This is a genomic window from Halobaculum gomorrense (assembly GCF_900129775.1).
Lineage (GTDB): Archaea > Halobacteriota > Halobacteria > Halobacteriales > Haloferacaceae > Halobaculum > Halobaculum gomorrense.
Window position 1 is genome coordinate 149,859 of sequence record NZ_FQWV01000004.1, and the last position, 24,163, is coordinate 174,021.

A 24,163-nucleotide genomic window follows, 5' to 3' on the forward strand; every position below is an offset into this window, starting at 1 on the left:
GATGAAGATCGGCCTGCTCTACTCCCGGATCCGGAAAGACGAGAAGCTCCTCCTCTCGGAGCTCCGCGAGCGCGGCCACGAGGTCGCGAAGATCGACGTGCGCACGCAGCGGTTCGGCCTCGACGAGACGACCGCGGAGGTCGCCGACTGCGACCTGGTGATCGACCGCTGTCTCGCCACCTCGCGCTCGCTGTACGCGACGCGCTTCCTGTCGGCGTACGGCGTCCCGGTAATCAACAGTCCCGAGACCGCCGCCGTCTGCGCGGACAAGGTGAAAAACAGCCTCGCGCTTGAGGCGGCGGGCATCCCGACGCCAGCGACGGAGGTCGCGTTCACGACGGAGGCCGCGATGGACGCTATCGAGGAGTTCGGCTACCCGTGCGTGATCAAGCCGGTCGTCGGCTCGTGGGGCAGGCTGATGGCGAAGATTGACTCCGAGAACGCCGCCGAGGCGATCTTAGAGCACAAGGCGACGCTCGGCCACTACGAGCACAAGGTGTTCTACGTGCAGGAGTACGTCGACAAGCCCGGCCGCGACATCCGCGTGCTGGCCTGCGACGGGGAGCCCGTCGCCGCGATGACGCGCACCTCCGAGCACTGGCTCACCAACGCCGCGAAGGGCGGCGAGACGGCCGAGTTCGAGCTCGACGACGAGGCGAAGGAACTCGTGGCGACCGCGAGCGACGCGGTCGGCGGCGGCCTCCTGGGTGTGGATCTCATGGAGACGGCCGACGGCGAGTACACCGTTCACGAGGTGAACCACACGGTCGAGTTCAAGGCGCTGAACGAGGCGAGCGCGGTCGACGTGCCTGCGGCGGTCGTCGACTGGCTCGAACTGAAGGCGGAGGCGGCGAACGAAGCCGTGATGGCGGTATGACCGACGCCGACCAACTCACTGCCTCCGTCGTCGGCGCGTCCGGCTTCGCGGGCGGCGAGCTGTGTCGCCTGCTGACCGGCCATCCCGACTTCGAGCTCGCGCAGGCGACGAGCCGCGAGTACGAGAACAAGACGCTCGGCTACGTCCACCCCAACCTCCGCGGCGTCGACGTACGCTTCTCCTCGCCCGAGGACCTCGACTCTGTGGATGTGCTGTTCGCCTCCACCCCCCACGGCGTCTCGATGGAGCACATCAACGCCTTCCGCGACGCCGCGGGCACCGTGGTCGACCTCTCGGCGGATTTCCGGCTGGAGGAGGAGGCAGACTACGACGAGTGGTATGACGGCCACACCGCGCCCGAGCACCTCGCGGACGCCGCGTACGCGCTCCCCGAATTGGGCCGCGAGAAGCTCGCGGGCGCTGACCTCATCGCCTCCGGCGGCTGCAACGCCACGGCGACGATGCTGGCGCTGAAGCCGCTGGTCGATTCGGGCGTGATCACGCCCGACGACCGGGTGGTCGCCGACCTGAAGGTCGGTTCCTCGGAGGGCGGCGCCGGCGGCGGCGCCGCCTCCAGCCACCCGGAGCGGTCGGGCGTCGTGCGCCCGTACGCGCCGACGGGGCACCGCCACGAGGCGGAGATTCAGCAGGAACTGGGCCTGTCGCTGTCGTTCACCGTCCACGCGGTCGACATGACCCGCGGGGCGGCGGCGACGTGCCACGCCTTCCCCGCGGATCGCGTCACCACGGGCGACCTGTGGGGCGCCTACCGCGAGGCGTACGACGACGAGCCGTTCGTCCGCCTCGTCGCCGGCGGCGGCGGCGTGTACCGCTACCCCGAGCCGAAGGCCGTGGCCGGGACGAACTACGCCGAGGTCGGCTTCGAGCTCGACCCCGCGAATGGCCGCGTGGTCGCGTTTTCGGCCATCGACAACGTGATCAAGGGCGCGGCGGGGCAGGCGGTCCACGCCGCGAACGTCGCGCTCGGGCTCGACGAGACGGCCGGCTTGGAGTTCCAGGGGCTCCACCCCGTGGGCGCGCCGTGACCGGTTTCGGATCGGCGCCGCTGGCAGACGGCTCCGGCGAGGTTCCCCCGGTGGTCGTGAAACTGGGCGGCGCGCGCGCGGTCGACCCCGCGGGCGCCGTCGGTGACGTGGCCCACCTCGTCGCCAACGGTCGCAGCGTGGTCGTCGTCCACGGCGGGTCGACCGCCGTCGACGACCTGCTTGACCGCCTCGGCATCGAGTCGGAGTACGTCGAGACGCCCTCGGGCGTCACCGGCCGCTTCACCGACGCCGAGACGATGGAGGCGTTCACGATGGCGATGGCGGGGCAGGTGAACACCGACCTCGTCACCGCGATGAAGAACGCCGGCGTCGACGCGGTCGGCCTCTCCGGCGTCGACGGCGGCCTCCTCACCGGGCCGCGCAAGTCGGCGGTTCGCGTCGTCGAAGACGGGAAGAAGAAAATCAAACGCGGCGACCACTCGGGCACCCCCAAACGGGTCAACGACGGCCTGCTCGACACGCTGCTGGCGGACGGCTACACGCCCGTCGTCTCCCCGCCGATGTTCGGCATGGAGTCCGAGAGCGAGGGGACGCCGGTGAACACCGACGCCGACCGCGCGGCCGCGGCGGTCGCTGGCGGACTCGGCGCGGAGTTGGTGATCCTGACGGACGTGGCCGGCGTGTACGCCGACCCGGACGACCCCGACACCCTGATCGAGTCGGTCGCCACCGAGGCGGCGTACGACGCGCTCACCGACGCGGCGGAGGGCTTCATGACCCGGAAGGTGATGGCGGCGACCGAGGCGCTGGAGTCCGGCGCCGCGGCGGTCACTGTCGCCGACGCGAACGTCCGCGACCCCATCCTCGCTGCCCTCGACGAGGCGGGGACGCGCATCGAGCGCTCGGCGGTAGTGGACGAGAACGCGGGCGGGGATGGCGACGCCGTCGCCGAGACGGAGGTGGACGGATGAGCGTCTTCGACGACGCCGCGGAGGCGGGCGAGGGGTTCGTCTTCTCGGAGAAGCCGATCCAGATCGAATCGGGGGAGGGCGTCCACCTCACCGCCGAGGACAGCACCGAGTACCTCGACTTCGGCGCCAGCTACGCGTGCACGCCGCTTGGCCACTGCCCGCCCGCGGTCGTCAACGCGGTACAAGAGCAGGCGGCCGAGCTGCTGTACGTGCAGGCGTCGTACCCGAACGGCGCCCGCACCGAGCTGTACGAGCGGCTCGGCGCGGTCGCCCCCGGCGACATCTCGAAGGTGTGGCTGTGCAACTCCGGGACGGAGGCGAACGAGGCGGCGATGAAATTCGCGCGCTCGGCGACCGGCCGCGAGAAGATCGTCGCCACGAAGCGCGGCTTCCACGGCCGGACGTTGGGCGCGCTTGCGATGACGTGGAAAAAGAAGTACCGCGCCCCCTTCGAGCCCGTCGCCGGCGGCGTCGAGTTCGTCGACTACGGCGACAGCGAGGCGCTGGCGGAGGCCGTCGACGACGAGACGGCCGCGGTGTTCCTCGAACCGGTGCAGGGCGAGGGCGGCATTAACCCCGCCGACCCCGACTACCTGCAGTCGGCGCGCGACCTCACCGAGGACGCGGGCACGGCGCTGGTGTTCGATGAGATCCAGACCGGGATGGGTCGGACCGGCGACCTGTGGGCCTGCGAGGGCGCCGGCGTCGAGCCGGACATCCTGACGACGGCGAAGGGCGTCGCCTCCGGCCTCCCGCTGGGCGCGACGCTGTGCGCCGACTGGATCGCCGACGGCGCCGCCAGCCACGGCTCGACGTTCTCGGGCAACCCGGTCGTCGCTGCCGCGGCCAACGCGACCCTGGAGGAACTGGTCGCCGAGGACGTGCCTGGCCACGCGACGATGGTCGGCGACTACCTCACCACGCAACTGGAGGAGGCGGTCGCCGAGCACGACCTCCCCGTGCGCGACGTTCGCGGCGAGGGCCTGATGATCGGCATCGAGGTGAAGCGCGGGGCGAACCGCTACCTGCGCGACCTCGCCATGGACCACCAGATCCTCGCGCTGCCGGCGGGGCGGTCGGTGCTCCGTCTGCTCCCGCCGCTCGTGATCAACGAGGGGCACGCCCGCGAGGTCGTCGACGCGCTGACGGAGGTGCTGTGAGCGTGGGGGGGACCGAGTGATGGCCGTGCACAACCCCGTAGACCCGACGGAGGCGCTCGACACCGAGGGCCGCCGGCTGCTGTATGACCTCGTGTCAACGCCTTCCGTCTCGGGCGAGGAGGCCGACGCCGCGGCCGTCCTCGTCGAGTTCTTCGAGGAGCACGGTCGGGAGGCGTACACCGACGAGGTCGGGAACGTCCGCGCGCCCGGCGACGACTCGCTCCTGTTGACCTCCCACGTCGACACCGTCCCGGGCGACATCCCCGTCGAGATCGCCGACGGCGACGAGGAGTTGGACGCCGAGGGTCCCGTGCTGTGGGGCCGCGGCAGCGTCGACGCCACCGGCTCCCTCGCCGCGATGGCCGTCGCGGCCGTCGAGACGGGCGTCTCGTTCGCCGGCGTGACCGGCGAGGAGACGGACTCCCGCGGCGCCAGACACCTCGTCGAGACCCGCGACGCGCCCGAGGCCGTGATCAACGGCGAGCCGTCCGGCTGGGACGCGGTGACGCTCGGCTACCGCGGGCTGATATCCGGCACCTACGTCGCCACCAGCGAGTCCGGTCACACCTCACGGCCGGACTCGAACGCGGTCCAGCACGCGATGCACTGGTGGCAGCGCGTCGAGGGCGCCTTCGACTACTACGACTACGGGGCCGTCTTCGAGCAGGTGACGGCCAAGCCCGTCGCCGTCGAGGGCGGCCTCTCCGAGGACGGCCTCTCGATGGAGGCGACGATGGACGTGCAGTTCCGGGTGCCGCCGTCGCTGGACCCCGAGGACGTGCGCGAGCGCGCCGACGCCGAGTTGGAGGCCGGGACGGTCCACTGGGACGAGCCGATCCCGCCCGTGATGGGAAGCCCGCGCGACCTCGTCGCGACGGCTGTCCGCGGCGGAATCCGCCGCGCCGATGGCGACCCTCGCCTGCTCCGCAAGACCGGCACCGCAGACGTGAACATCTTCGCCGGCGCGTGGGACGTGCCGATGGCGACGTACGGCCCCGGCGACTCCTCGCTGGACCACGCGCCCGACGAACGGCTCCCCCTGCGGGAGTTCGACCGCGCGGTCGAGGTGTTAATCGACGCCTCGCGACGACTGCGAGACCGAACCGACGACTGACCCACGGCGGCCCCGGCGGCTCCGACCGTCGCCCGCCCCGTCCTGACACACTTCACACGACCACCGACCCACCGCACGCGACCGACACCACACCCCACGATCACCGATCACGATGAGCACCCACACGACCTCGACCACGCCGGACGACGCAGACGAGTTCCCGAGCGACTTCCTCGACATCGACGACCTGACGACCGACCAACTCGCCACGGTCCTCGCGCGCGCATCCGACCTGAAGGCCGGGAAGGACCTCACGCAGCTTCCGCGGACGACGCTGGCGATGCTGTTCGAGAAGCCCTCGACCCGGACGCGCGCGAGCTTCGAGACGGGGATGACTCAGCTGGGCGGCCACGCGATGTTCCTCGGCCCCGACGCGATCCAGTTGGGCCACGGCGAACCGCTGAAGGATACCGCCCGCGCGCTCGGCGGCTACGCCGACGCCATCATGGTCCGGACGTTCGCCCACGAGAACGCCGAGACGCTCGCGGAGTACGCGGGCGTCCCGGTGATCAACGGGCTCACCGACGACGCCCACCCGTGCCAGACGCTCGCGGACCTCCTCACGATCCGCGAGGCGGTCGGCGACCTAAGCCAGGTGCAGGCGGCGTGGGTCGGTGACGGCAACAACGTCGGGCGCTCGTTCGCCGTCGGCGCCGCCCTGGCGGGCCTCGATCTGACGGTCGCCACGCCCGACGGCTACGGTCTCGGCGACGACGTGTACGACCGCTGCGCCGAACTCGGGACCGAGCCGACCGCCGTCGACTCCCCCAAAGAGGCGGTCGCCGACGCGGACGTGGTCTACACCGACGTGTGGGTGAGCATGGGGGAGGAAGACCTGCGCGCCGAGAAGCTCCCCGCCTTCGACGGCTACCAGGTGAACGAGGAGCTGCTCGCCGGCACTGACGCCGCGTTCATGCACTGCCTGCCCGCCCACCGCGGGGAGGAGGTGACCGACGAGGTGCTGGAGTCGGAGCGCTCGCTCGTCTGGGAGCAGGCGGAAAACCGGATGCACGCGCAGAAGGGACTGCTGGTGGAGCTGCTGGCGTAGCGTCGCGGTCGCGGCTACCGGGGCGACGCGATGTCGCCACAGGAGCTATGCTCGCGGCGGATGTATTCGGCGGCATGAGCGACCCGCTCCGCTGTCGTCGCTGCGGCCGACCCCTCTCTACGGGCCTCGTCGCGAGCGGCCGCCGCGCCTGCTGTCTCAACGCCACGCCTATCGCCGGCACCTGTCCCGAGCACGGTCCGGTCGGCTCCCACGACGCCCTGGGGGATCCGGTCGACGGGTCGGGCACGGACACGGACCGCTGACCGCCACGCCGTGCCGGGTCGGGGCATCCGCCGCCCGCTCGGCCGCCTACGGCTCCGGCGGCGACCCGTCGTAGGCGTCGTGGTCGGTAAAGAAGTTCAGCATCGCGAACTTCAGCTTCTCCGGGCCGATGTCGATCAGTTCCTCGCGCTCTTCGACTGGGAACGCGTCGCGCACGGAGTACTTCCCCATGTCCGCGGCGGTGTAGCGCTTGTCGAGCAGCGCGCGGACGCCGAAGTCGTCGGGCGAGCGGATCACGCGGCCGAGCGCCTGCCGGGTCTTGCGGACGGTCGGAATCTCGACGGCGTACTCCCAGCCGGCCTCCCGGGAGCGCTCGGCGAACGCGCGGTCGTACGCCTCCTGGACCGCCTCCATGCGCTCGGAGAGGTGCGGGTACGGCACCCCGATGACGGCGACCGCGCGGGCGTCGTCGCCGTCGAAGCTGACGCCCTCCGCGAGTGTCCCCCACAGCGACGTGAACAGGGCGGCGTCGTCGCTCCGGACGAGTCGCCGACGGAGTTGCTCGGTGTCGGGATCGGAGCCGTCGAGCAGGAGCGTGCCGAGGTTCGGATCGCCCGAGAGCAGCTCGTGATAGCGCTCGGCCTCCGCGTACGACGGGAAAAACAGGAGGGAGCTGCCGGGCGTGAACCGGACGACATCCGCGAGCGTCGCGGCGATGGTTTCCTGAGTGGCGGGGTCGTCGCGCTCGGAGGCGAACAGCGCCGGCGTCGCGACCGAGTACGTCCGGCGGTTCTGCTTGGGGTACTCCATCCCGTACGCCAGCGTCGCGGGGTCCGAGAGGCCGAGCACGTCCTCGGTCACGTCGAACGGCCGGAGGGTGGCCGACATGAGGACGCTCGCGTACACCTCGTCGAACAGCTCCTCGGTCACCTCACGGGGGATACAGGTGTACAGTTCTGCACGGCCGTACACCTCGTCGGTGCCGGCGTCGCGCCGGACGGAGACGACCGGATGCTGGCCCAACTCTCCGCCGCCGTCCATCCACGCCGAGACGAACGCGGCCGCCTGGAGGGTCTGACACTCCCGGCGGGTGGTGGTCTCGCCGTCGCGGTACGCCTCCTCGTACTCCTCGTCGAGGCGCTTGCCGAGTTGGAGCGCCAGATCGCACTCCGCGCGGATCCCCTGTCCCTCGTAGCGGTCGAGAAAGGCGAGCGTCAGGTCGTCGCGGCGGTCCTCGTTGGTCACCGAGAGGTCCTCCCAGTTCTCGCCGACCTGCTCGCGCGCGCCGAAGCCGAGCTTGTCGTCGTAGGTGTCATGCAGCGCCTCGGCGAACGCCCGAAGGACGTTCTCCGCGGGCTCCGCGCGGGAGTCGTCTGTCTCCTCCAACTCGCTGAGCGCCGACTCCAGGGTGTTCTCGGTGAGCGCCTTCGAGGCGTGGTCGCGGGCGGCGTCCTCGATGTTGTGCGCTTCGTCGAAGACGGTGATCACGTCCTTCGGGTCGCGGTCGAGCCACCGGAAGAACTGCTCTCTGATCTGCGGGTCGAGCAGGTGGTGGTAGTTGCAGACGACGAGTTCGACCTCCTCCATCCCCTCCTTCAGCAGCTCGTAGCCGCAGAAGCCGCGGCTGCCGGCGTACTCGTACACCTCGTCGGGCGTGCGCACGTCGTCGAATAACCACGAGAAGAACTCGTCGGTGTCGCCCGTGAGGTTCTGGAGGTAGTACTCGCAGGTGTTGGCGGCCTCGTCGTCGATCTCCTCGTCGAGGCGCTCCAACTCCTCTTGGACGGCCTGTCTGGCCTCTGCGGCGCTCGCGGCGTCTCCGCCTGTGGTGCCCCCGCCTTCCGAACCCCCCTCGCGCATCTCGTCGGTGAGGTCGTCCAGCTGCTGCTCCAACTGCTCCTTATCGGACCGGTCCTCGACGAGCGAGCGCGTGGTGTCGCGCAGCGTCTGGCACTCCTGGTACTCTACGTCGATGTGACACATCGACGACTTCCCTTTGAATACGGACGCACGGATGCGTTCGGTCTCGTGGATCGCGCGGGCGTCCTCGACGAACTGCCGCATCTGCTGGTGGACGTTCGTCGTGATGACGACGGTCCGATCGTGATCCCGGGCGTGCTGCAGCGCGGGAACCAGCGCTGAGAGCGTCTTTCCGGTCCCCGGCGCTCCCTCGAACAGCACGTCCTGCCCGCGCTCCAGCGAGTTCGAGATCCGATCCATCGCCTCCTCCTGGTTCGGATACGGCTCGTCGTACGGGAAGAAGCGCAGATGGCCGTCCGTCGTCGACACACACGGTCTTTCGCCTCATCGGCTTTGAACCTACGGGTGCCGCGGTGCATGTGAAACGCAGCCGTACCCGTCGCCAGCGGTGGCCGCGGCGTCCGAAGCGCGCTCACGTCGCCGCGCCGCCGCTGACAGGTGACGCTTCGCCGCTGACTTTTTCGCCGCCCGCGTCCACCGTCCGAACATGAGCGACGACGTCTCCGACGACTCCGACTTCGACAAGGAGGCAGAACGCGAGAAGCTCCGCGAGAAGTTCGCACGCGATGAGGAGAAGCGCGAGTCCACCCGCCGGATGAGCGAACTCCTGCTCAAGGGCGCGACGATGACGAACTCCCACTGCGACGACTGCGGGTCGCCCATCTTCCGACAGGACGGCCAAGAGTTCTGTCCGGAGTGCGACGGCCCATCGGGCGACGGCGCCGCGGCGGTGCCGGGGGATGCCGGCGGGGCGGCGGACGCCGGTGTGACCGACGGAGCGACCTCCGGGGCGGCGAACGCCGGCGGAGCCGAGACCGGCGCGGCCGACGGATCGGCCAACGGGACGGCGGGATCGGCCAACCGGACGGAGACGACCGCGCGGGCGGGCGGGTCTCCCCCGGTCGACGCGACGGCGGACGCCTCCGCCGAGGCGACTCACGACGGGGTGACTCACGACGCCGCCGGCGCCGCCGGCGCCGACGCGTCCGGCGCGAACGAGCGCGCGAACGCGGGATCGCGGCCGACAGCCGACGCGTCGCAGTCGCCGGCGACCCCCTCGGCCGCCGCCGCACCGCCGACGCACCCCGCCGACGCCGGGGACGACATCGCCGCCGCCCGCGACGCGTTGATCGAAACGCTCCGGCGCCACGCCGAGGCGGCCCGCGACGCGAGCGACCCTCGAACGGTGACCGCGCATCTCGAAGCGACCAGGGAGGCGGCCGAGGCGCTCGCGGCGCTGCGCCGCTAACGCTGCGTCGCTGACGCGGCGGCGGCGCGTCGCCCCGCCCGACGATTTTTACGCTCTCGACGCGCACGGATTCGGTATGGATGTCCTCGTCGCGGTCGACGGCTCCGAGAACTGCGAGCGCGCCATCCGAGCGGCCGCCGAGTTTTCCGACCGCTACGACGCCGCACTGCACGTCGTCCACGTCTCCGACAGCGAGACCACCGCCACCGAGCGGGTCATCGCCCACGCCGAACGCGTGCTCGCTGCCGTCGACAGCGACGCCGACGTGGAATTGGACGTGATCGAAATGACACTCCCGACGGACCGAGAAGTCGCGAAGGAACTGCTCGACCTCGTCGAGCATGAGGGATTCGACCACGTGTTCATGGGCCACCACGGCGCGGGCGTGGTCGAGCGCGCCATCCTCGGGTCCGCGGCCGAGGGAGTCGTGCGGAACGCGACGGTGCCGGTGACAGTCGTTCCCTGAGCCGGTGGGCCTCCTCATCGACCGGCCGCGCTACGCTCGGAACGGTGCGCCGGCTACTCCGGGTACTCGCTGCCGATCACCTCGCGGATGCGCTCGGCAGTCACCTCGCCGACGCCCCGCACCTCCAATAAGTCCTCCTCGCGGGCGGTCATCACTGCCTCGACGGTGCCGAAGTGCTCCAGCAGCGCTCGCGCCGTCACCGGGCCGATGTCGCCGATCGCGGAGACGACGTACTCCTGCTGTTCAGCGAGCGTCTTCGCCCCCTTCTCGCCGTGGGCGGACACCTCGCGGTTGTTCTCCTCCTGTTCGCGCCGGGCGATCACCTCGAGCAGGTCGGCGGTGTCGGCCTCGTCCTCGGTCCGGAGGACGCTCGCGTCGAAGTCGATCGCCAGCGACGACAGCGCACCGCGGACCGCGTTCGGGTGGACGTTGCGCTCGCCGTAGAGGTCCTCGCCCTCGATGATCACGACGGGTCGGGCGTACGCACGGGCGGTGTCTTTCACCTGCTCGAACATCGAGCGGTCGCCGCCGACGAGCGTGTCGAGGAAGTCTGCGACCGACTTGCGCTCGACGGCGACGCGGTCGGAGAGCACGTAGTCGCCGACTGCCAGCGTCTCCAGCCGGGTGGTGATCCCTTCTCGCGTCGAGAGGTCACGCGCGATGGTCGATTCGAGCTCGCGCTGGTCGATGACGATTTCGGTGCCCCCGTCGCTCCTGGCGGTGGCGACGACGCCGTCGTCGGTGTCGCCGGTATCACCGGTGCCGTCGGTGTCATCGATGTCGCCGGTGTCGTCCTCGCTACTGTCCGTTCCGTCGGAACCATCGTCAGTGAGGCCGCCCTCGCTTTCGGCCGACTCACTGTCGTTTCCGTCCGCCGGATCGGGATCGAAGTCCGTCAGGCCGGGCTGCGATTCGTCGGCGGCGGTGGTCGCGTCGTCGTCGCTTTCGTTTGCTTCCGCGCTCCCACTCTCGTCGCCATCATGCTGTTCGCCCTCGCCGTCGAACTCAGTGAGCCCGGCCTGGCCGTCGTCGAGTTCGTCGCTCAGCTCGTCGGCGACGCCCTTCAGTTCGCGCAGTTCGTTCTCCATCTCTTTCTCGCGGCGCCGCGAGATCCAAAAGAACGCCTCGTCGCGCGTGTCGTTCGCGAGAAGGACGACAACCTCGCCCTCCGCCTGCCGGCCGGTTCGACCCTTCCGCTGGATGGAGCGGATCGCGGTCGGGACCGGCTCGAAGAAGAGGACCAGATCGACCTCGGGCACGTCCAGCCCCTCCTCGGCGACGCTGGTGGAGACGAGCACCTCGAACTCGCCGGCGCGAAAGGCGTCGAGCGTCTCCTGCTGCTGCGTTTGGGTCATGCCGTCGGAGCCCTCCTTGTCGCCCTGCCCGACGAACCGCCGGGTGTCGAAGGAGGCCGAGAGGAACTCGGTGAGCGCCTCGGCGGTGTCGCGCGATTCCGTGAACACGATGACGCGCTCGCCGCCGCCGATGCCGAGCGTCTGCGCGAGGAGGACTCTGGTGCGCCGGAACTTCGGGTGGAGGTCGTCGAACGACTCGGCCTTGCGCATCGCCTCTCTCACTTTCGGTTCGGAGATCATCCGCTGGCTCGCTTTCGAGGCGCCCGACGAGCGGGCGGCGTTGCGCTGGCGCTCGAAGTAGCGGCGCAGCGCCTCGACGCTTTGCGTCTCGACGAGTTCGACGGCGCGGCGGAGCTTCATCACCTCCGCGTGTACCGACATCCCGGTGTAGGCGTCGGAGTCGCCGCCGTCCATCATCCGCTGAAGCTCCCCGCGCATCTTGTTGAGGTCCTTCTGGGAGACGTCCGGCTGGGTGGTGTTCGTGACGCCCAACTCCTTCAGGCTCTCCAACCTGTCCGTGATCACTTCGTTGAGCGCGTCGCGGATCTCGACGATCGCGTCGGGGAGGTCGATCCGCTCCCACTGCACGTCGGTGTCGTGGGTGTACTCGCCCACGTCGGCGTCGTCCTCGGTCATCACCTCAACTTGGTCGATTCCGAGGTTTTCACAGACGGCCGCGATCTCCTCGCGGTCGCCGCCGGGGGAGGCTGACATCCCGGTGACGAGCGGGTTCTCGGCGTCGGCGTGGTAGCGTTCCGCGATGTACACGTACGCGTAGTCGCCGCTCGCGCGGTGACACTCGTCGAACGTCAGGTGCGTCACGTCCGCCAACGAGATGCGGTTGCCGACGAGGTCGTTCTCGACGACTTGCGGCGTTGCGATGACGATGCTCGCGCTCTCCCACAGCTCTGCGCGGTCGTCGGGGCGCACCTCCCCGGTGAACACGACGATCTCCTCGTCGGCGATGTCCAGCGCCTCGCGGTAGAAGTCGGCATGCTGCTGGACCAACGGTTTCGTCGGCGCGAGGAACAGCACCTTCCCTCCGGTCTCGTACAGCCGGTGGGCGGTGACGAGCAGCGAGACGGTCGTCTTCCCGAGGCCGGTCGGGAGACACACGAGCGTGTGGCCCTCGCGGGCGGTCGCGGCCAGTTCCGTCTGGTAGCGACGGTTCTCGATGAACCCCTCGACGAGCAGGGGGTGATCGACGTACTCGGTCTCCGCGGCGGCCTCGGCCATCGCTCACACTTGCGCCTCATGCGGGGTAAACCTTCGCGAACCGCGGCGGAAGTGAAAACGACCGCCTCCGTACTCGAACGGACAGTTCAGCGCTCCTCGCGCGGCCGAAACTCGAGCCGACGCTCGTCGCACGCCGTCTCGGGCACGGACTCCTCGAGGAGCGCGGCCCACTCCGTGATGTGACAGCGCTCGGATACTGGCATCGGTCAACCCAACACGGGAGTCCGTGATAATTGTTTCTCGCGTTCTCACGCGCTCGGGGGCGGACGGCCGCTTCTTAGGGAGATCCGGTCGAGGTTTCACTCCTCGTGACTCACCAGACGCCCTGTCGCGCGTCCATCCACGTGACGACGGCGACGTGCGGCAGCGTCAGCACCGCGATGGCGACGAGGTACACCGCGAGCAGCCCCTCGGGGCCCGCGGAGGGGCGCGGCGCGAGCGCCCACACGGCGGCGACGACGAGCAGGCCGCCGAGAGTCGCGGGCGCGGCGTCGCGGGCGAACCGCCGGAGCGCTCCGGTCAGCTCGCCCGCGACCAGCGCCTCGCGGGCGTCCGGGTCGAGCAGTTCGAGCCGCGCGACGTGGCGCACCGCGTGCCAGAGGCAGAAGTACAGTCCGATCGCGAGTACGGGCGAGACGAGCAGGAAGAACGCCCACAGCCCCACGGTCTCGCCGGCGTCGACGAGCCACGGTCGACGGGCGGCGTCGCCGCGGCTGACCCGGCGTGCGCCCGTCGCGAGCGCGAGCAACGTGACGGCGCCGAAGCCGACGGCGACGGCGACGCGGGCGGCCGGGGTGAACGCCGCGTCGAGGGCGGTCACGTCGCCGGCGAACAGTCCCACCAGCGCGGCCGCGACCCGACGGTACGCCTCCGGATGGCCGACCAGCGGAACGAGCATCGGGAGGCCGCCGCGAACGACGAGCGACAGCGCGCGTTCGGGTCGAGTCGGGAGGTGCTCGGCTTCCGCGAGCGCGAGGAGGGCGTACACGTCGCCCTGTCCCCAGTGGACCCACGTGATCGCGATGAACGCGACGAACGCCGAGGCCGGGGCGAACAGCCACCAGAGGCCGTAGCCGACGCCGAGTACCGCGTAGACCGCGACGACGGCTCCCACGGAGCGTCCGAGGCCGATCCCCGCGAGGCGTGCCGGAACGAGGTGGTCGACGGCGCCGTGCGGGAACCCGAACAGCAGCACGGACGCGAGAAACGGCGCATACCGGACCCCGAGCGGGAGCGACGGCGCGAGCAGCCCGAACGGGACCGCGAGCGCCAGCCCGACCCACGGCGCGCGGACGCCCCAGCGGTGCAGGGCGCCGGCCAGTGCCGTTCCCGACCGGGAGCGATCCGACACCGCCATCAGTCGGCTATCGGGGTCGGATCGTGATCGGTCGCGGCGTCGACGGTGCCGTCGTCGGTGCCGAGGGCGGTTCCGGGAGCGGGGTCGGTGCCGTCGTCGGGGGTCCGGGGATGATCGCTCCCCGTGCTCCCCGCGGGGCGTGGGCGGAAGCGCAACAGCGCCCACTCGAACAACACGAGTCCGTTGACGACGAGCGCGCTGGCGACGAGGAAGAACACGGCCTCCTCGATCGGGAGCCCGAGGAGGTGGACGCCCGTCGAGGTCTCGGCGGCGACGGTCCACACGCCGTCGGCGATCGCGATCCGGTCGACGACCCACAGGTACAGCGTCGGGACGCCGACCGCGACGGCGATCGGGCGGAGACGGCGCAGGAGGAACGCGCCGCCGACAGCCCACTGGAGCGCCAGCACGGGACAGGCCCACGCGAGGATCGCCCCGAGGTAGAGGAACCGCTCGGGGCCCGCGAGCACGAGCCAGCCGCCCACGCCCGCCACCGCCAGCCACGCGAGCGCGCCGAGCGCCCGCGGCAGGCGCGCCGTGTCCCCCTCGACCGGCGTCGGGTCGAAGCCGATTCGGTGGAGCCACAGTCCGATGAGCGCGGTCTGGAGCGCGAAGAAGAGATACTCGCCGACCGGCGCCGCCCAGACGCGCGCGGCCACCCGACCCTCGCCGTAGGCCCACGCGCCGCGCTCGATGAGGAGGTTGTCCCACGGCGTCGTGTACGCGAACGCGACGGTCCCCATGAGCAGGAGCGCCGCCCGCGCCGGTCGGCGACGCTCGACTGGTAGCGTCGGCCGCCGCCACAGCAGCAACGCCAGCACCGGGAGCACGAACACCGCGTGCACGCCGAGGTAGGTGAGCGTCACCGGCGCCTCCCCACGCCGTCGCTCTCCCGTCCGCGCGTCCGAGTCATACTCGACGAACGGCGGGGGGCGGCATAAGGTCGTGCCCGCGTGAATCACTCGTGAGAGCCGCGACGGCTACCGCTCGGTTCCGGTGTCGGCGTCGCCGGTCCCGGTCCCGTCCGGTCAGACCAGCTGTTCGCCGTCGTCGTCGTACAGGCGGATGGCGTCGACCGGGCAGGTACGGGCGGCGAACTTCGCGTCCAACTCCGCGCCCTCGGGCACCTCCAGTGAGAACACGTCCTCGTCGGTCTCCTCGGCGCCGACGAGGGTCGCCTTCCCGGCGTCTCGGTCCTTCTCGAAGGCGTCCCACTCGGCCACGCACTGGTACATCCCGACGCAGGTGTCACGGTCGAACTCGACGTGCATACTCAGACCGTGGTCGCGGCGGCTAATACCGGCTTCGTCCCCGTCGTCGCCCTCGACCGCCGGGACGAGGTCACGGCGGCTGACCCGAGGGGCGCAGATCGACCTCGTGGCTCCACGCCGCGGGGGGCTGGTCGGCGAGGGCGACGAACCGCTCGCCGACGGTCCGAGCGTCCATCGCGCCCGCCGGTCGGAACTCGGCGTCGGCCGGCGGTATCGTCCCGCCGACGGCGACGTAACAGACGTGGACGCCGTCGGGACCGGCGCGTCGGGCGAGCGACCGCGAGAGCCCGCGGGTCGCGAACGCGGCTGCACCCCACCCGGGAAGGCGCTCGCTCCCGTCGAACGCGTGGGTCGTCCCCGCGAACAGCAGCGTTCCGTCGCCGCGCTCGCGCATCCCCGGAAGCGTCGCCCGCGCCAGCGCCGCGCCACCCTCCGCACGGGTCCGCAACGGGCGCCGGAACGACTCCGCGTCGTCGAGCCCGCCGCCGCGGTCGTTCGCGTTGTGGATCGCGACATCGACGGGGCCGAACGCGTCTGTGACCGCGCCGACCGCCTCCTCGAGGGCGCCGTCGTCGGTCACGTCCGCGGTCACAGCGACGGCCTCGCCCCCCGCGTCGCGGAGGTCCGCCGCCAGCGACTCGACGTACTCGGGCGAGCGTGCAAGCAGCGCGACGCGGTCGCCGGCGTCGGCGAACGCGCGGGCGAGGCCGGTGCCGAGGGACTCGCCGACGCCCGCGACGAGGACGGTTCTCGGCGGCCTCGGGTCGCCGTCGCGGTCGTTTTCGTCTGTGTCGCCGGTGCGGTCGTTGTCGTCTGTGTCGCCGTCGCCGGCGTCGCCGGAGGGAGCGCGCACACCGGCCCGTCGGACGCCTCCCACATGACGGTTTCCGGAACCGGCGTTCCGTACCCAGACGGAGCGGTCTGATCACGCGACGCCCGCGAGCAGCCTGGCGAGTGTGCCCCGGACGCCCGGGGCCGTCGCGTCCTCGGGGACGAACGTCGGCACCGCGTCGCGGTCGATCCCGTCGGCGCCGCCCTCCTGGCCGCGCCAGACGACGGTCCGTCCGTCGACCGCCCCGTCCCCAACCCCGCCGGCGACGACGTGGCCTTCCGGCGCGTGGAGGACGAGCACGTCCGCGCCGGGATAGACGCTCCCCTCGCCGCCGGCGGCGAACGGAACCACGGGGTCGTGGGCGTGGAAGGTGGTGAACAGGACCGCGCCGGCCTCGCGCTCGGCGGCGTCGTCGCGGCGGCGCTCGACGACCAGCGTGTCGCCGTCCATCCGGCTCGTTCGGTCGCCGTCGTCCGAGGCGGTCGCGGCGTCGACGACCGCGGCCCGCAGCGAGTCGTTCCGGAGCGCTTCGGCCCCGTCGGACAGGTGGAGGCGTGCGACCCAGCGGGTCGATCCGTCCTCGAACACCCGGATGTCGAGCGTGGCGTGCACGACCTCGACGGCGACGCCGTGACGCTCCGCTGCCTCGGCGAGCGCGCCGTCGACGCAGACGCCACAGGCGGGCTCCGGCGGCGCACGGGCGGCGCCGTCGGCCGGGACGACCGCGGCGACCAGCGCCGACGCCACGAGGCCGACGGCGACGAGACGGAGGACACGGGGAGGGATCGGTGCGGGGGACACGGCAAGCGATGGGTCGCTCGGCGATAAGTAGCTTGGGCCGCCCCGACGAGCAAGCGTTTTGCGCCCCCCGGCGGACCCACCGCACATGAAGAACACCGAGGGGACGGAGGCGGCGAAGCGGGCGGCGGGCGAGGCGGCCGCCGCCGCGGTGGCGGACGGCGACGTGGTCGGGCTCGGAACCGGGTCGACGGCGGCCCACGCGATCTGCGACCTGGGCGAGCGCGTTGCGGACGGCCTCGCCGTCGAGGGCGTCGCCACCTCCTACCAGTCGCGGGCGCTCGCGAGGGAGGCGGGGATCCCCCTGTTGTCGCTGTCGGACGTGGCTCGCGTCGACCTCGCGATCGACGGCGCCGACCAAGTGGCGACGGGGGCGAACGCGCTCGTGAAGGGAGGCGGCGCCGCCCACGCCCGCGAGAAGGTCGTCGCTTCGGCGGCCGACGAGTTCCTCGTCGTCGCCGACGGCTCGAAGCTCGCCGACCCGCTCGACCACCCGGTGCCCGTCGAGGTGCTTCCGGACGCGGTCGCCCGCGTCGAGCGGGCGGTCCGTGACGCCGGCGGCGACCCGGCGCTGCGGGACGCCGAGCGCAAGGACGGACCGGTGATCACCGACAACGGGAACCTCGTGCTCGACTGCGACTTCGGAACGATCGCGGAGCCGGCGTCGCTGGCGCGGACGCTGTCGGGGATCGCCGGCGTCGTCGAACACGGCCTGTTCGTCGGGATGGCCGATGCCGTGTTCGTCGGCGGCGACGACGGCGACGTGACTCGGAGATCGCCGTGACCTACACGACGCCGTGACGGTCGAGTCGGCCCCGACGGGCCGCCGATCGCGACGGCGCCGCGGCTACGCGGTCGCTGAAAGAAGTGGAGGAACGTCGGCCGAGTTTACAGGTCGCGCGGCTGGACCGTCTTCCGGTCGTTCTCCTCGGCGCGACGAGCGGCGTCCTCGAGCAGCTCCTCGACTTCCCCGTCGAGCGCGTCGTAGAAATCGGACGCGACGTTCTTCTCCTCGAGGTACTCCTTGACGGCTGCCTTGACGATGAGGTCTGCCATGCAACCGGGGTTTCCCGACGCCTCCTTATAAGGTTTCCCAAGTTAACCAGCGAGGTGGGGCCCCTCGCGGCCGTTCGCGGGGGTTTCCGACTCCGGATTTATATACTGTTCCCGGTCGGAGGGTTCGAGTCGGCCCGCCCCCGAGGGTCGATTATGCGCGAAACGCTGGAGGCGGTCGCCGCCGGCGACCTCACGCCCGCACAGGCGGAGGCGGAGCTACGCGGCTACGCGACGACGGAGGCCGGGCGGTTCGACGCTGCCCGCGAGCACCGCCGCGGGATCCCGGAGGGGATCCTCGCGGAGGGGAAGACGCCCGCCGAGGTGGCGGCGATGGCCGACGCCGCCGTCGACTCGACGGGCCGGGCGCTCGTCACGCGCGCCGACGACGAGACGGCCGAACAGGTGCGCGCCTACATGGACCAGGAGCACCCCGACGCAACGGTCGAACGCGACGCCCGCGCACGAACCGTCGTGATCCATGCCGCCGATTACGAACCGTCCGGCGTCGACGCCGACGTGGTCGTCGTCTCCGGCGGCACCGCGGACGCGCCCGCCGCGCGGGAGGCGGCCGTTGTCGCCGGCGAGGCGGGTCCTCGCGTCGAGACGATCGAGGACGTGGGCGTCGCGAACCTCACGCGCGTCCTCGACGAGATCGAGACGCTCCGGTCGGCCGACGTGCTCGTCGTCGCCGCCGGCCGGGAGGCGACGCTCCCGACGCTCGTCGCCGGACTGGTCGGCGCGCCCGTGATCGGCCTCCCCACGTCGACTGGCTACGGCGTCGGCGGCGACGGCAAGGCGGCGCTGTTGGGCCTGCTCCAGTCGTGTACCGTGCTGTCGGTGGTGAATGTCGACGCTGGCTTCGTCGCCGGGACGCAGGCCGGACTGATCGCGCTCGGCGTCGACGGCGGTCCCGACGAGTCGGATCGCTGACCGGTCGATTCGGCGCCGTTGCCCGTCGCTGCCCGCCGTGTGCGCTGTGAAAGGGTATATGTGTCATGCAGCCGTATACGTGTTACCGGCAGCGGTGGATGCCGGACGACCACATGCCACGCTGCGACCACTGCGGGTCGCACGTATCTGACCGCTTCGCCCGCGTGTTCAGCGACGAACGCGGGAACCTGAACGCGTGCCCGTCCTGCTCTGCGAACGCGGGCATCGCCGAAGCGGCACGAGAACGGACCCGCGCAGACGACTGAACCGCTCTGCGACCACCTCACCGCGCCGCGACGGCCACCACCCATCCGTCCCCTGTTCCCCCGCGGGACTCGGGACCGGCGGCTCCGTGCCGCATCGCGTCCGTTTTTGACCCGAACCCCGAACCGCTCCCCGTGAGCGATCGCGATCCGACCGCCGCCGGCGCCGGCGATGCCCCCGCCCCCGGCGACGATCCCGACCTCTGCGATGACCCCGACCGCGGCGACGATCCCGACCGCGTCGACGGCGTCGCCGTCCCGGCGGCCGACCACTACGTGTACGTCCTCGAGTGTACCGACGGCTCATTATACACCGGCTACACGACCGACGTGGCCCGCCGCGTCGCTGAACACGACGCCGGAAACGGCGCGAAGTACACCCGCGGGCGGACGCCCGTCGAGTTGGTCCACGTCGAGGCGTTCGACTCGAAGTCGGCGGCGATGAGCCGGGAGTACGCGATCAAACAGCGGTCGCGCCGGGAGAAGGAGTCGCTGGTCGAGTAGTTCCCGGCCGGTCGGCGGGAGGACTCGGCCGGCCTCCCGCCACGGCGGGCCCTCCGTCGGGCCGCTACTCCGGAACGTCGAGGAACTCGTTCTTGTGGCCGGCGTAGTGGGCGATCCGGCGACCCAGCTTCTCTGTGCGCTCGCGCAGGCCGTCGTCGACGAACTCGTAGCGCGTCCCCGACCCCGTCGCCCCTGGCGGCGGGCGCTCGCCGTCCTCCCACGGCTCGAAGCGGTTGCGCGCGTTGCGGATCCCGACCTGAAGGGGCGCGACCCAGCCGTGGACGCCCCGGATCGTCGCGCGCATGTGTTCGAGCGTGCCGCCGTAGGAGCCGCCGCCGGCGACGGCGAACAGCCCGACGACGGTGTCCTCGTACTCGTCGAAGCTGCACCAGTCGTGAAACGAGCGAAACGCCGAGGAGTACGAGTCGTGATACACCGGCGAACAAAGCAGCACGCCGTCGGCCCGGCGCATCCGCGCGAGCAAGTCCGGCACGTCGCCGGCGTCGGCCTCGTCCACGTCCGGGTGGTACAGCGGGACGTCCAGGGCGGGGTCGCCCAGATCGATGAAGTCCGGTTCGGCGCCGTACTCGACGGCGGCGTCGAGGGCGTACTGCAGCGTCGCCCGACCGTAGCTCCCGTCGCGCCGCGAGCCGTTCACGGCGACGACGGTGGGCGTCTCCGACATGCCCGAGGGTTCCCGAGCGCGCGCAAAAGCCCGTCGGTGCCGGTCGCGCTCGCTGTGGGCTCGCGCGCGGTCCGGCCGCGGGCACCCGGATTTTTGCCACCCCGAGCCGACGGGTCCCGCATGGACGAGATCTCCTTCGGAACCGACGGGTGGCGCGCACCCCTCGACACGTTCACCGACCGCCGCGTCCGCATCGTCGGACAGGCCGTCGCGGACACGCTCGCTGAGACCGGGGTCGACGACGCCGCGGAGGACACGCCGGAGCGCCCCGTGATCGTCGGCTACGACGCCCGGCCGACCTCGGAGGGCTTCGCCGAATCGCTCGCGGAAGTGCTCGCGGGCAACGGCTTCGACGTGCTCCTCCCCGAGCGCGACTGCCCGACGCCGCTGGTCGCACACGCCATCGTCGAGCGCGACGCCGCGGGCGCGCTGATGGTGACGGCCTCGCACAACCCGCCGGAGTACAACGGCGTGAAGTTCATCCCCGAGGACGGCGCGCCCGCGCTCCCCGAGGTCACCGAGCGCATCGAGGCGAACCTCTGCGATCCCGATCTGACGGCCGCTGGAACCCCCGACGAGGGCGAGGTCAGCCGCGTCGATCTCGCGACGCCCCACGCCGAGCGCGCGCGCGACCTCGTCGCCGGCGGGGAAGGGACGCTCGACCTCTCAGGGCTGACGGTCGCCTACGACGCGATGCACGGCAGCGGCCGCGGCGTCACCGACGCCCTGCTCGAATCCGCCGGCGCCGAGGTCGAGCGCCTGCGCTGCGAGCGCGACCCCGAGTTCGGTGGCGGGTCGCCGGAGCCATCAGCCGAGAACCTGGAGGAACTCGTCGCGCGTGTCGCCGAGAGCGACGCCGACCTGGGGATCGCCAACGACGGCGACGCCGACCGCCTCGCGATCGTGACGCCCGAGCGCGGCCACCTCGACGAGAACCTCTTCTTCGCGGCGACGTACGATCACCTCCTCGACGGCGACTCGGGGCCGGCGATCCGCACCGTTTCCACGACGTTCCTCATCGACCGCATCGCCGAGGCGCACGGCGAGGAGGTGTTCGAGACTGCGGTCGGATTCAAGTGGGTCGCGCACGCGATGGGCGAGCACGACGCGCTGATGGGCGGGGAGGAGTCCGGCGGCTTCTCCGTGCGCGGGCACGTCCGCGAGAAGGACGGCGTGTTGATGGCGCTGCTCTCGGCCGCGGCCGCGAGCGAGGAGTCGTACGACGACCGCGTCGACCGCCTCGCCGCCGAACACGGCCGCATCGTCGCCGACAAGGTGAGCATCGACTGCCCCGACGCGGAGAAGGCGCGCGTCATCGACGACCTCGCCGACCACATCCCCGACGAGGTCGCCGGCGAGGCGGTCGCGGACGTGGTGACCGTCGACGGCTTCAAGCTCCTGCTGGACGACGGCTCGTGGCTGCTCGTGCGTCCCTCGGGGACCGAGCCGAAGATGCGCGTGTACGCCGAGTCCGGCTCTGAGGCCGACACCGCCGCGATCCTCGCTGACGGCCGCGAACTGGTCGAGCCGCTGGTGTGACGCGGGACCCTGCAGACGGGCGAGGAGCCCGTCGACCCCGATCGAGCGCCGGCCCCGGATCCCGGGGTTTGAGGGCGGGGTCGTCGCTACGGCCGGTATGTTCGACGACGAGATCGCCGCCCGCATCCGCGACGACCGCGAGCGCGACGGCTATCTGTTCCCCGACTACGGCCGGTACTGCTTCGCCGGCGTCCCCGCGACCCTCGGCGGGGTGCTCGGCGTCGACCTCCCTGGCGACCCGCTCCCGGACGGCGTCGTTGCTGACGTGCCCGGCCTCGCCGGCACCGCCCCCGGCGACGACGCCGACTACGACCGCGTCTGTCACGTGCTCGTCGACGGCTTCGGCTACGAGCAGTGGCGCCGCGAGGTCGCCGCCGACCGGGCGCCCGCGTGGCTCGCCGACCTCGCGGAAACCGCGCGCGTGAGGCCACTCACGTCCGTCTATCCCTCGGAGACCGCGGCGGCGATCACGACGGTCCACACCGGGCGCACCCCCGTCGAACACGGCGTGATCGGCTGGGACATGTACCTGCCCGAGGTCGACCGCGTGATCCAGACGCTGCCGTTCACGACCAAGTCCGGCGAGGCGGCCGACGAGGCGTCCGGCGTCGACGCCGCCGACCTCTTCGCGGGCGGGTCGGTGTACGAGACGCTGGCGGCCGAGGGAATCGACTCGGTGACCGTACAGCCCACGAAGGCAGCGACGGGCGCGTACTCCGCGCACGCGCTCGCCGGCGCCGACTCCCGCGGGTACGAGGACCTCGACGGCTTCAGGTCGCTGCTGACCGAGGCGGTGGCCGACTCGGACCCGGGCACCTACTGCTACGCGTACCTCTCGGACGTCGACGGCGCGGCCCACGAGGCCGGCACCGACTCCGCGCACTACCGCGAGACGCTCACTGCCGTGGCCGAGGCCGTCGAGGCGGCGCTGTCGGCGGTTCCCGAGGATGTCGCCGCGTCGACCCTGTTCGTGCTCACCGCCGACCACGGTCACGTCGACACCGACCACGAGACCAACGTCGACCTCTGGGCCCACGAGTACCTCACGGAGCGGATGCGCCGCTACGAGACGGGCGCCCCGCCGGAGTACCCGCTCGCAGGGGGAGGGGGAGACGAGGACCGAGACTGGAACGGAGCGGGGGACGGGGGCGACCCGCTCCCGCCGGTCGGCGGCGCGCGCAACGTCCACCTCCATCTGCGTCCGGGGACGACCGAGGAGGTGATCGACTACCTCGACCGGACGTTCGACGGTCGGGCGTTCACCCGCGAGGAAGCGTTCGACCGGGGGCTGTTCGGCGACCGCGGCGCCTCCGACCGCTTCCGCCGCCGCTGCGGCGACGTGGTGTTCGTCCACCGACGGAAGGCGGTCTGGCGAGGCGACGAACCGGGGAAGCTCGACTACGTGGGCTGGCACGGCGGACTGACGCCCGCGGAGATGCTGACCCCGTTCGCGGCCGCGCCGCTGTCGGACGTGACCTGACCGCGGTCGATCACCGCGTCGCGTCCGCGTCGGGCGGGAGCGTCCCGAACAGTCGGTCGTCGCGTTCCTCCACCTCGAACCCGAGCGCCTCGTAGAACGGCCGCACCTGTGTTCGGAACGTCGCCGTCAGCGGCGCGTCGGTTCGCCGGGCCGCCGCCGCGACGAGCGCGGTGCCGACGCCGTCGGCCCGCCGGCGCTTGCGCACCGCGACTGCCTCGACGCGGGTGCCGTCGAGTACGAGCGTGCCGACCACGTCGGCCGATTCGGTTCCGATGTCCCCCGCCACTGCGACCAGTGCGTCGCCGCCGGCGACGCGCTCGGGGAGGTTCGCCGGAACGGTCAACATCGCCGCGTCGAGGAGGTGCCTGATGGCGTCCGTCTCGCCGTCGCGGGCGGTCCGGATCGACACGTCGGTATCGGAGACGGTGTCGGCGTCGGGGGTGGTGCCGGCGTCCGCATCTCGGTTCGACTCGGCGTCGCCGCCGTCGTCGCCGTCGTCGCCGGTCATCCGCCCTTGATCAGTCTGAGCACCTTGACCTCGCTCGACTCGACGGGGGCGTCCTCCGGGACGGGGCTCCCGTCGACGAGCACCGTCACCTCGTGGGGTGAGTAGCCGGTCGCCCGGCACACGTCGGCGTAGGTCGCGTCGTCGGCGAGCAAGAGGGTCTCGGTGCCCTCGCCGACGACCTCGCAGGTCACGTCCATGCCCGTCGGTCGGTCCGCCAACGGTTTCGCTCTTGCGTCGCCGCGGGCCACCGACCGG

Annotated in this window: 26 protein-coding genes; 15 read left to right on the forward strand and 11 right to left on the reverse strand. The window is 71.5% G+C overall.

The features are described 5' to 3' along the window. Position 1 precedes the first annotated feature (1 nt). The 7 genes from lysX to BUE16_RS09115 all read left to right on the forward strand — a co-directional run bounded on the left by lysX (position 2) and on the right by BUE16_RS09115 (position 6,440). Positions 2-877, forward strand: a complete 876-nt coding sequence (gene lysX, locus BUE16_RS09085; protein WP_073308811.1) for a lysine biosynthesis protein LysX — start codon at positions 2-4, stop codon at positions 875-877. Continuing rightward, positions 874-1,923, forward strand: a complete 1,050-nt coding sequence (argC, locus tag BUE16_RS09090) for an N-acetyl-gamma-glutamyl-phosphate reductase (RefSeq protein WP_073308812.1) — start codon at positions 874-876, stop codon at positions 1,921-1,923. The genes lysX and argC overlap by 4 nt, the downstream gene beginning before the upstream one ends. Next, entirely contained in the window at positions 1,920-2,855 is a 936-nt protein-coding gene (locus BUE16_RS09095; protein WP_079991578.1) for an acetylglutamate/acetylaminoadipate kinase, read from the forward strand. The genes argC and BUE16_RS09095 overlap by 4 nt, the downstream gene beginning before the upstream one ends. After that, positions 2,852-4,015, forward strand: a complete 1,164-nt coding sequence (locus BUE16_RS09100) for an aspartate aminotransferase family protein (protein WP_073308813.1) — start codon at positions 2,852-2,854, stop codon at positions 4,013-4,015. The genes BUE16_RS09095 and BUE16_RS09100 overlap by 4 nt, the downstream gene beginning before the upstream one ends. Positions 4,016-4,034: 19 nt before the next feature. Next, on the forward strand, positions 4,035-5,129 hold the full coding sequence (locus BUE16_RS09105; protein ID WP_073308814.1) for a [LysW]-lysine hydrolase: 1,095 nt from the start codon (positions 4,035-4,037) through the stop codon (positions 5,127-5,129). Between the two features lie 112 nt (positions 5,130-5,241). Then, positions 5,242-6,177 (forward strand): ornithine carbamoyltransferase, encoded by a 936-nt coding sequence (gene argF, locus BUE16_RS09110; RefSeq protein ID WP_073308815.1) that lies wholly within the window; start codon positions 5,242-5,244, stop codon positions 6,175-6,177. Positions 6,178-6,251: 74 nt separating this feature from the next. Further along, entirely contained in the window at positions 6,252-6,440 is a 189-nt protein-coding gene (locus BUE16_RS09115) for a hypothetical protein (protein ID WP_079991591.1), read from the forward strand. Positions 6,441-6,486: 46 nt separating this feature from the next. On the opposite strand, the gene BUE16_RS09120 is transcribed toward BUE16_RS09115, so the two are convergent. Continuing rightward, positions 6,487-8,688, reverse strand: coding sequence for an ATP-dependent DNA helicase (locus BUE16_RS09120; RefSeq protein ID WP_073308819.1), 2,202 nt, complete (start codon positions 8,686-8,688; stop codon positions 6,487-6,489). A 178-nt stretch (positions 8,689-8,866) separates the two neighbouring features. On the opposite strand from BUE16_RS09120, the gene BUE16_RS09125 reads away from it, so the two are divergent. Both BUE16_RS09125 and BUE16_RS09130 read left to right on the forward strand, forming a co-directional pair. Next, entirely contained in the window at positions 8,867-9,628 is a 762-nt protein-coding gene (locus BUE16_RS09125) for an Sjogren's syndrome/scleroderma autoantigen 1 family protein (RefSeq protein WP_073308821.1), read from the forward strand. 76 nt (positions 9,629-9,704) lie between these two features. Beyond that, positions 9,705-10,094, forward strand: a complete 390-nt coding sequence (locus BUE16_RS09130) for a universal stress protein (protein WP_073308822.1) — start codon at positions 9,705-9,707, stop codon at positions 10,092-10,094. A 53-nt stretch (positions 10,095-10,147) separates the two neighbouring features. On the opposite strand, the gene BUE16_RS09135 is transcribed toward BUE16_RS09130, so the two are convergent. The 6 genes from BUE16_RS09135 to BUE16_RS09160 form a co-directional block, all read right to left on the reverse strand. Beyond that, positions 10,148-12,685 (reverse strand): DEAD/DEAH box helicase, encoded by a 2,538-nt coding sequence (locus tag BUE16_RS09135; protein WP_073308823.1) that lies wholly within the window; start codon positions 12,683-12,685, stop codon positions 10,148-10,150. A gap of 313 nt (positions 12,686-12,998) precedes the next feature. Continuing rightward, a complete protein-coding gene (locus BUE16_RS09140) occupies positions 12,999-14,042 on the reverse strand; it encodes a Brp/Blh family beta-carotene 15,15'-dioxygenase (protein WP_079991579.1) in 1,044 nt (347 codons plus the stop codon). Further along, positions 14,042-14,908, reverse strand: coding sequence for a lycopene cyclase domain-containing protein (locus BUE16_RS09145; RefSeq protein WP_073308824.1), 867 nt, complete (start codon positions 14,906-14,908; stop codon positions 14,042-14,044). The genes BUE16_RS09140 and BUE16_RS09145 overlap by 1 nt, the downstream gene beginning before the upstream one ends. A gap of 162 nt (positions 14,909-15,070) precedes the next feature. Further along, positions 15,071-15,313, reverse strand: coding sequence for a ferredoxin (locus BUE16_RS09150; RefSeq protein ID WP_073308830.1), 243 nt, complete (start codon positions 15,311-15,313; stop codon positions 15,071-15,073). 70 nt (positions 15,314-15,383) lie between these two features. Next, complete coding sequence (locus BUE16_RS09155; protein ID WP_159435753.1) at positions 15,384-16,166, reverse strand: SDR family NAD(P)-dependent oxidoreductase; 783 nt, start codon at positions 16,164-16,166, stop codon at positions 15,384-15,386. A gap of 72 nt (positions 16,167-16,238) precedes the next feature. Next, the gene (locus BUE16_RS09160) at positions 16,239-16,946 is read right to left on the reverse strand and encodes a hypothetical protein (RefSeq protein ID WP_079991581.1); all 708 of its coding nucleotides are present in this window, start codon (positions 16,944-16,946) and stop codon (positions 16,239-16,241) included. Positions 16,947-17,031: 85 nt separating this feature from the next. Between BUE16_RS09160 and rpiA the strand changes: the two genes are divergently transcribed. Continuing rightward, positions 17,032-17,727 carry a ribose-5-phosphate isomerase RpiA gene (rpiA, locus tag BUE16_RS09165; RefSeq protein ID WP_073308839.1) on the forward strand — a complete coding sequence of 232 codons (696 nt, stop codon included), beginning with the start codon at positions 17,032-17,034 and terminating at the stop codon, positions 17,725-17,727. Positions 17,728-17,831: 104 nt separating this feature from the next. Here rpiA and BUE16_RS09170 read toward each other — a convergent pair whose 3' ends face one another. Further along, complete coding sequence (locus BUE16_RS09170; protein ID WP_073308856.1) at positions 17,832-17,999, reverse strand: DUF1931 domain-containing protein; 168 nt, start codon at positions 17,997-17,999, stop codon at positions 17,832-17,834. A 153-nt stretch (positions 18,000-18,152) separates the two neighbouring features. On the opposite strand from BUE16_RS09170, the gene larB reads away from it, so the two are divergent. From larB to BUE16_RS09180, 3 genes are all read left to right on the forward strand, one after another. After that, the gene (larB, locus tag BUE16_RS09175) at positions 18,153-18,929 is read left to right on the forward strand and encodes a nickel pincer cofactor biosynthesis protein LarB (protein ID WP_073308858.1); all 777 of its coding nucleotides are present in this window, start codon (positions 18,153-18,155) and stop codon (positions 18,927-18,929) included. Between the two features lie 113 nt (positions 18,930-19,042). Then, on the forward strand, positions 19,043-19,195 hold the full coding sequence (locus BUE16_RS17565; RefSeq protein ID WP_348613315.1) for a DUF7563 family protein: 153 nt from the start codon (positions 19,043-19,045) through the stop codon (positions 19,193-19,195). 273 nt (positions 19,196-19,468) lie between these two features. Beyond that, complete coding sequence (locus BUE16_RS09180) at positions 19,469-19,696, forward strand: GIY-YIG nuclease family protein (RefSeq protein WP_073309092.1); 228 nt, start codon at positions 19,469-19,471, stop codon at positions 19,694-19,696. A 64-nt stretch (positions 19,697-19,760) separates the two neighbouring features. On the opposite strand, the gene BUE16_RS09185 is transcribed toward BUE16_RS09180, so the two are convergent. Next, positions 19,761-20,381: an NADPH-dependent FMN reductase gene (locus tag BUE16_RS09185; RefSeq protein ID WP_073308860.1), complete on the reverse strand. Its 621-nt coding sequence runs from the start codon at positions 20,379-20,381 to the stop codon at positions 19,761-19,763. Positions 20,382-20,501: 120 nt separating this feature from the next. Between BUE16_RS09185 and BUE16_RS09190 the strand changes: the two genes are divergently transcribed. Next, positions 20,502-21,920: a phosphoglucomutase/phosphomannomutase family protein gene (locus BUE16_RS09190; protein ID WP_073308862.1), complete on the forward strand. Its 1,419-nt coding sequence runs from the start codon at positions 20,502-20,504 to the stop codon at positions 21,918-21,920. A 97-nt stretch (positions 21,921-22,017) separates the two neighbouring features. Continuing rightward, positions 22,018-23,400 carry an alkaline phosphatase family protein gene (locus BUE16_RS09195; RefSeq protein ID WP_073308879.1) on the forward strand — a complete coding sequence of 461 codons (1,383 nt, stop codon included), beginning with the start codon at positions 22,018-22,020 and terminating at the stop codon, positions 23,398-23,400. Positions 23,401-23,410: 10 nt separating this feature from the next. Here BUE16_RS09195 and BUE16_RS09200 read toward each other — a convergent pair whose 3' ends face one another. After that, positions 23,411-23,908 carry a GNAT family N-acetyltransferase gene (locus BUE16_RS09200; RefSeq protein ID WP_079991582.1) on the reverse strand — a complete coding sequence of 166 codons (498 nt, stop codon included), beginning with the start codon at positions 23,906-23,908 and terminating at the stop codon, positions 23,411-23,413. Beyond that, the gene (gene samp2 / locus BUE16_RS09205; protein WP_073309096.1) at positions 23,905-24,105 is read right to left on the reverse strand and encodes a ubiquitin-like small modifier protein SAMP2; all 201 of its coding nucleotides are present in this window, start codon (positions 24,103-24,105) and stop codon (positions 23,905-23,907) included. Before samp2 ends, BUE16_RS09200 begins: the two co-directional genes overlap by 4 nt. Positions 24,106-24,163 lie beyond the last annotated feature (58 nt).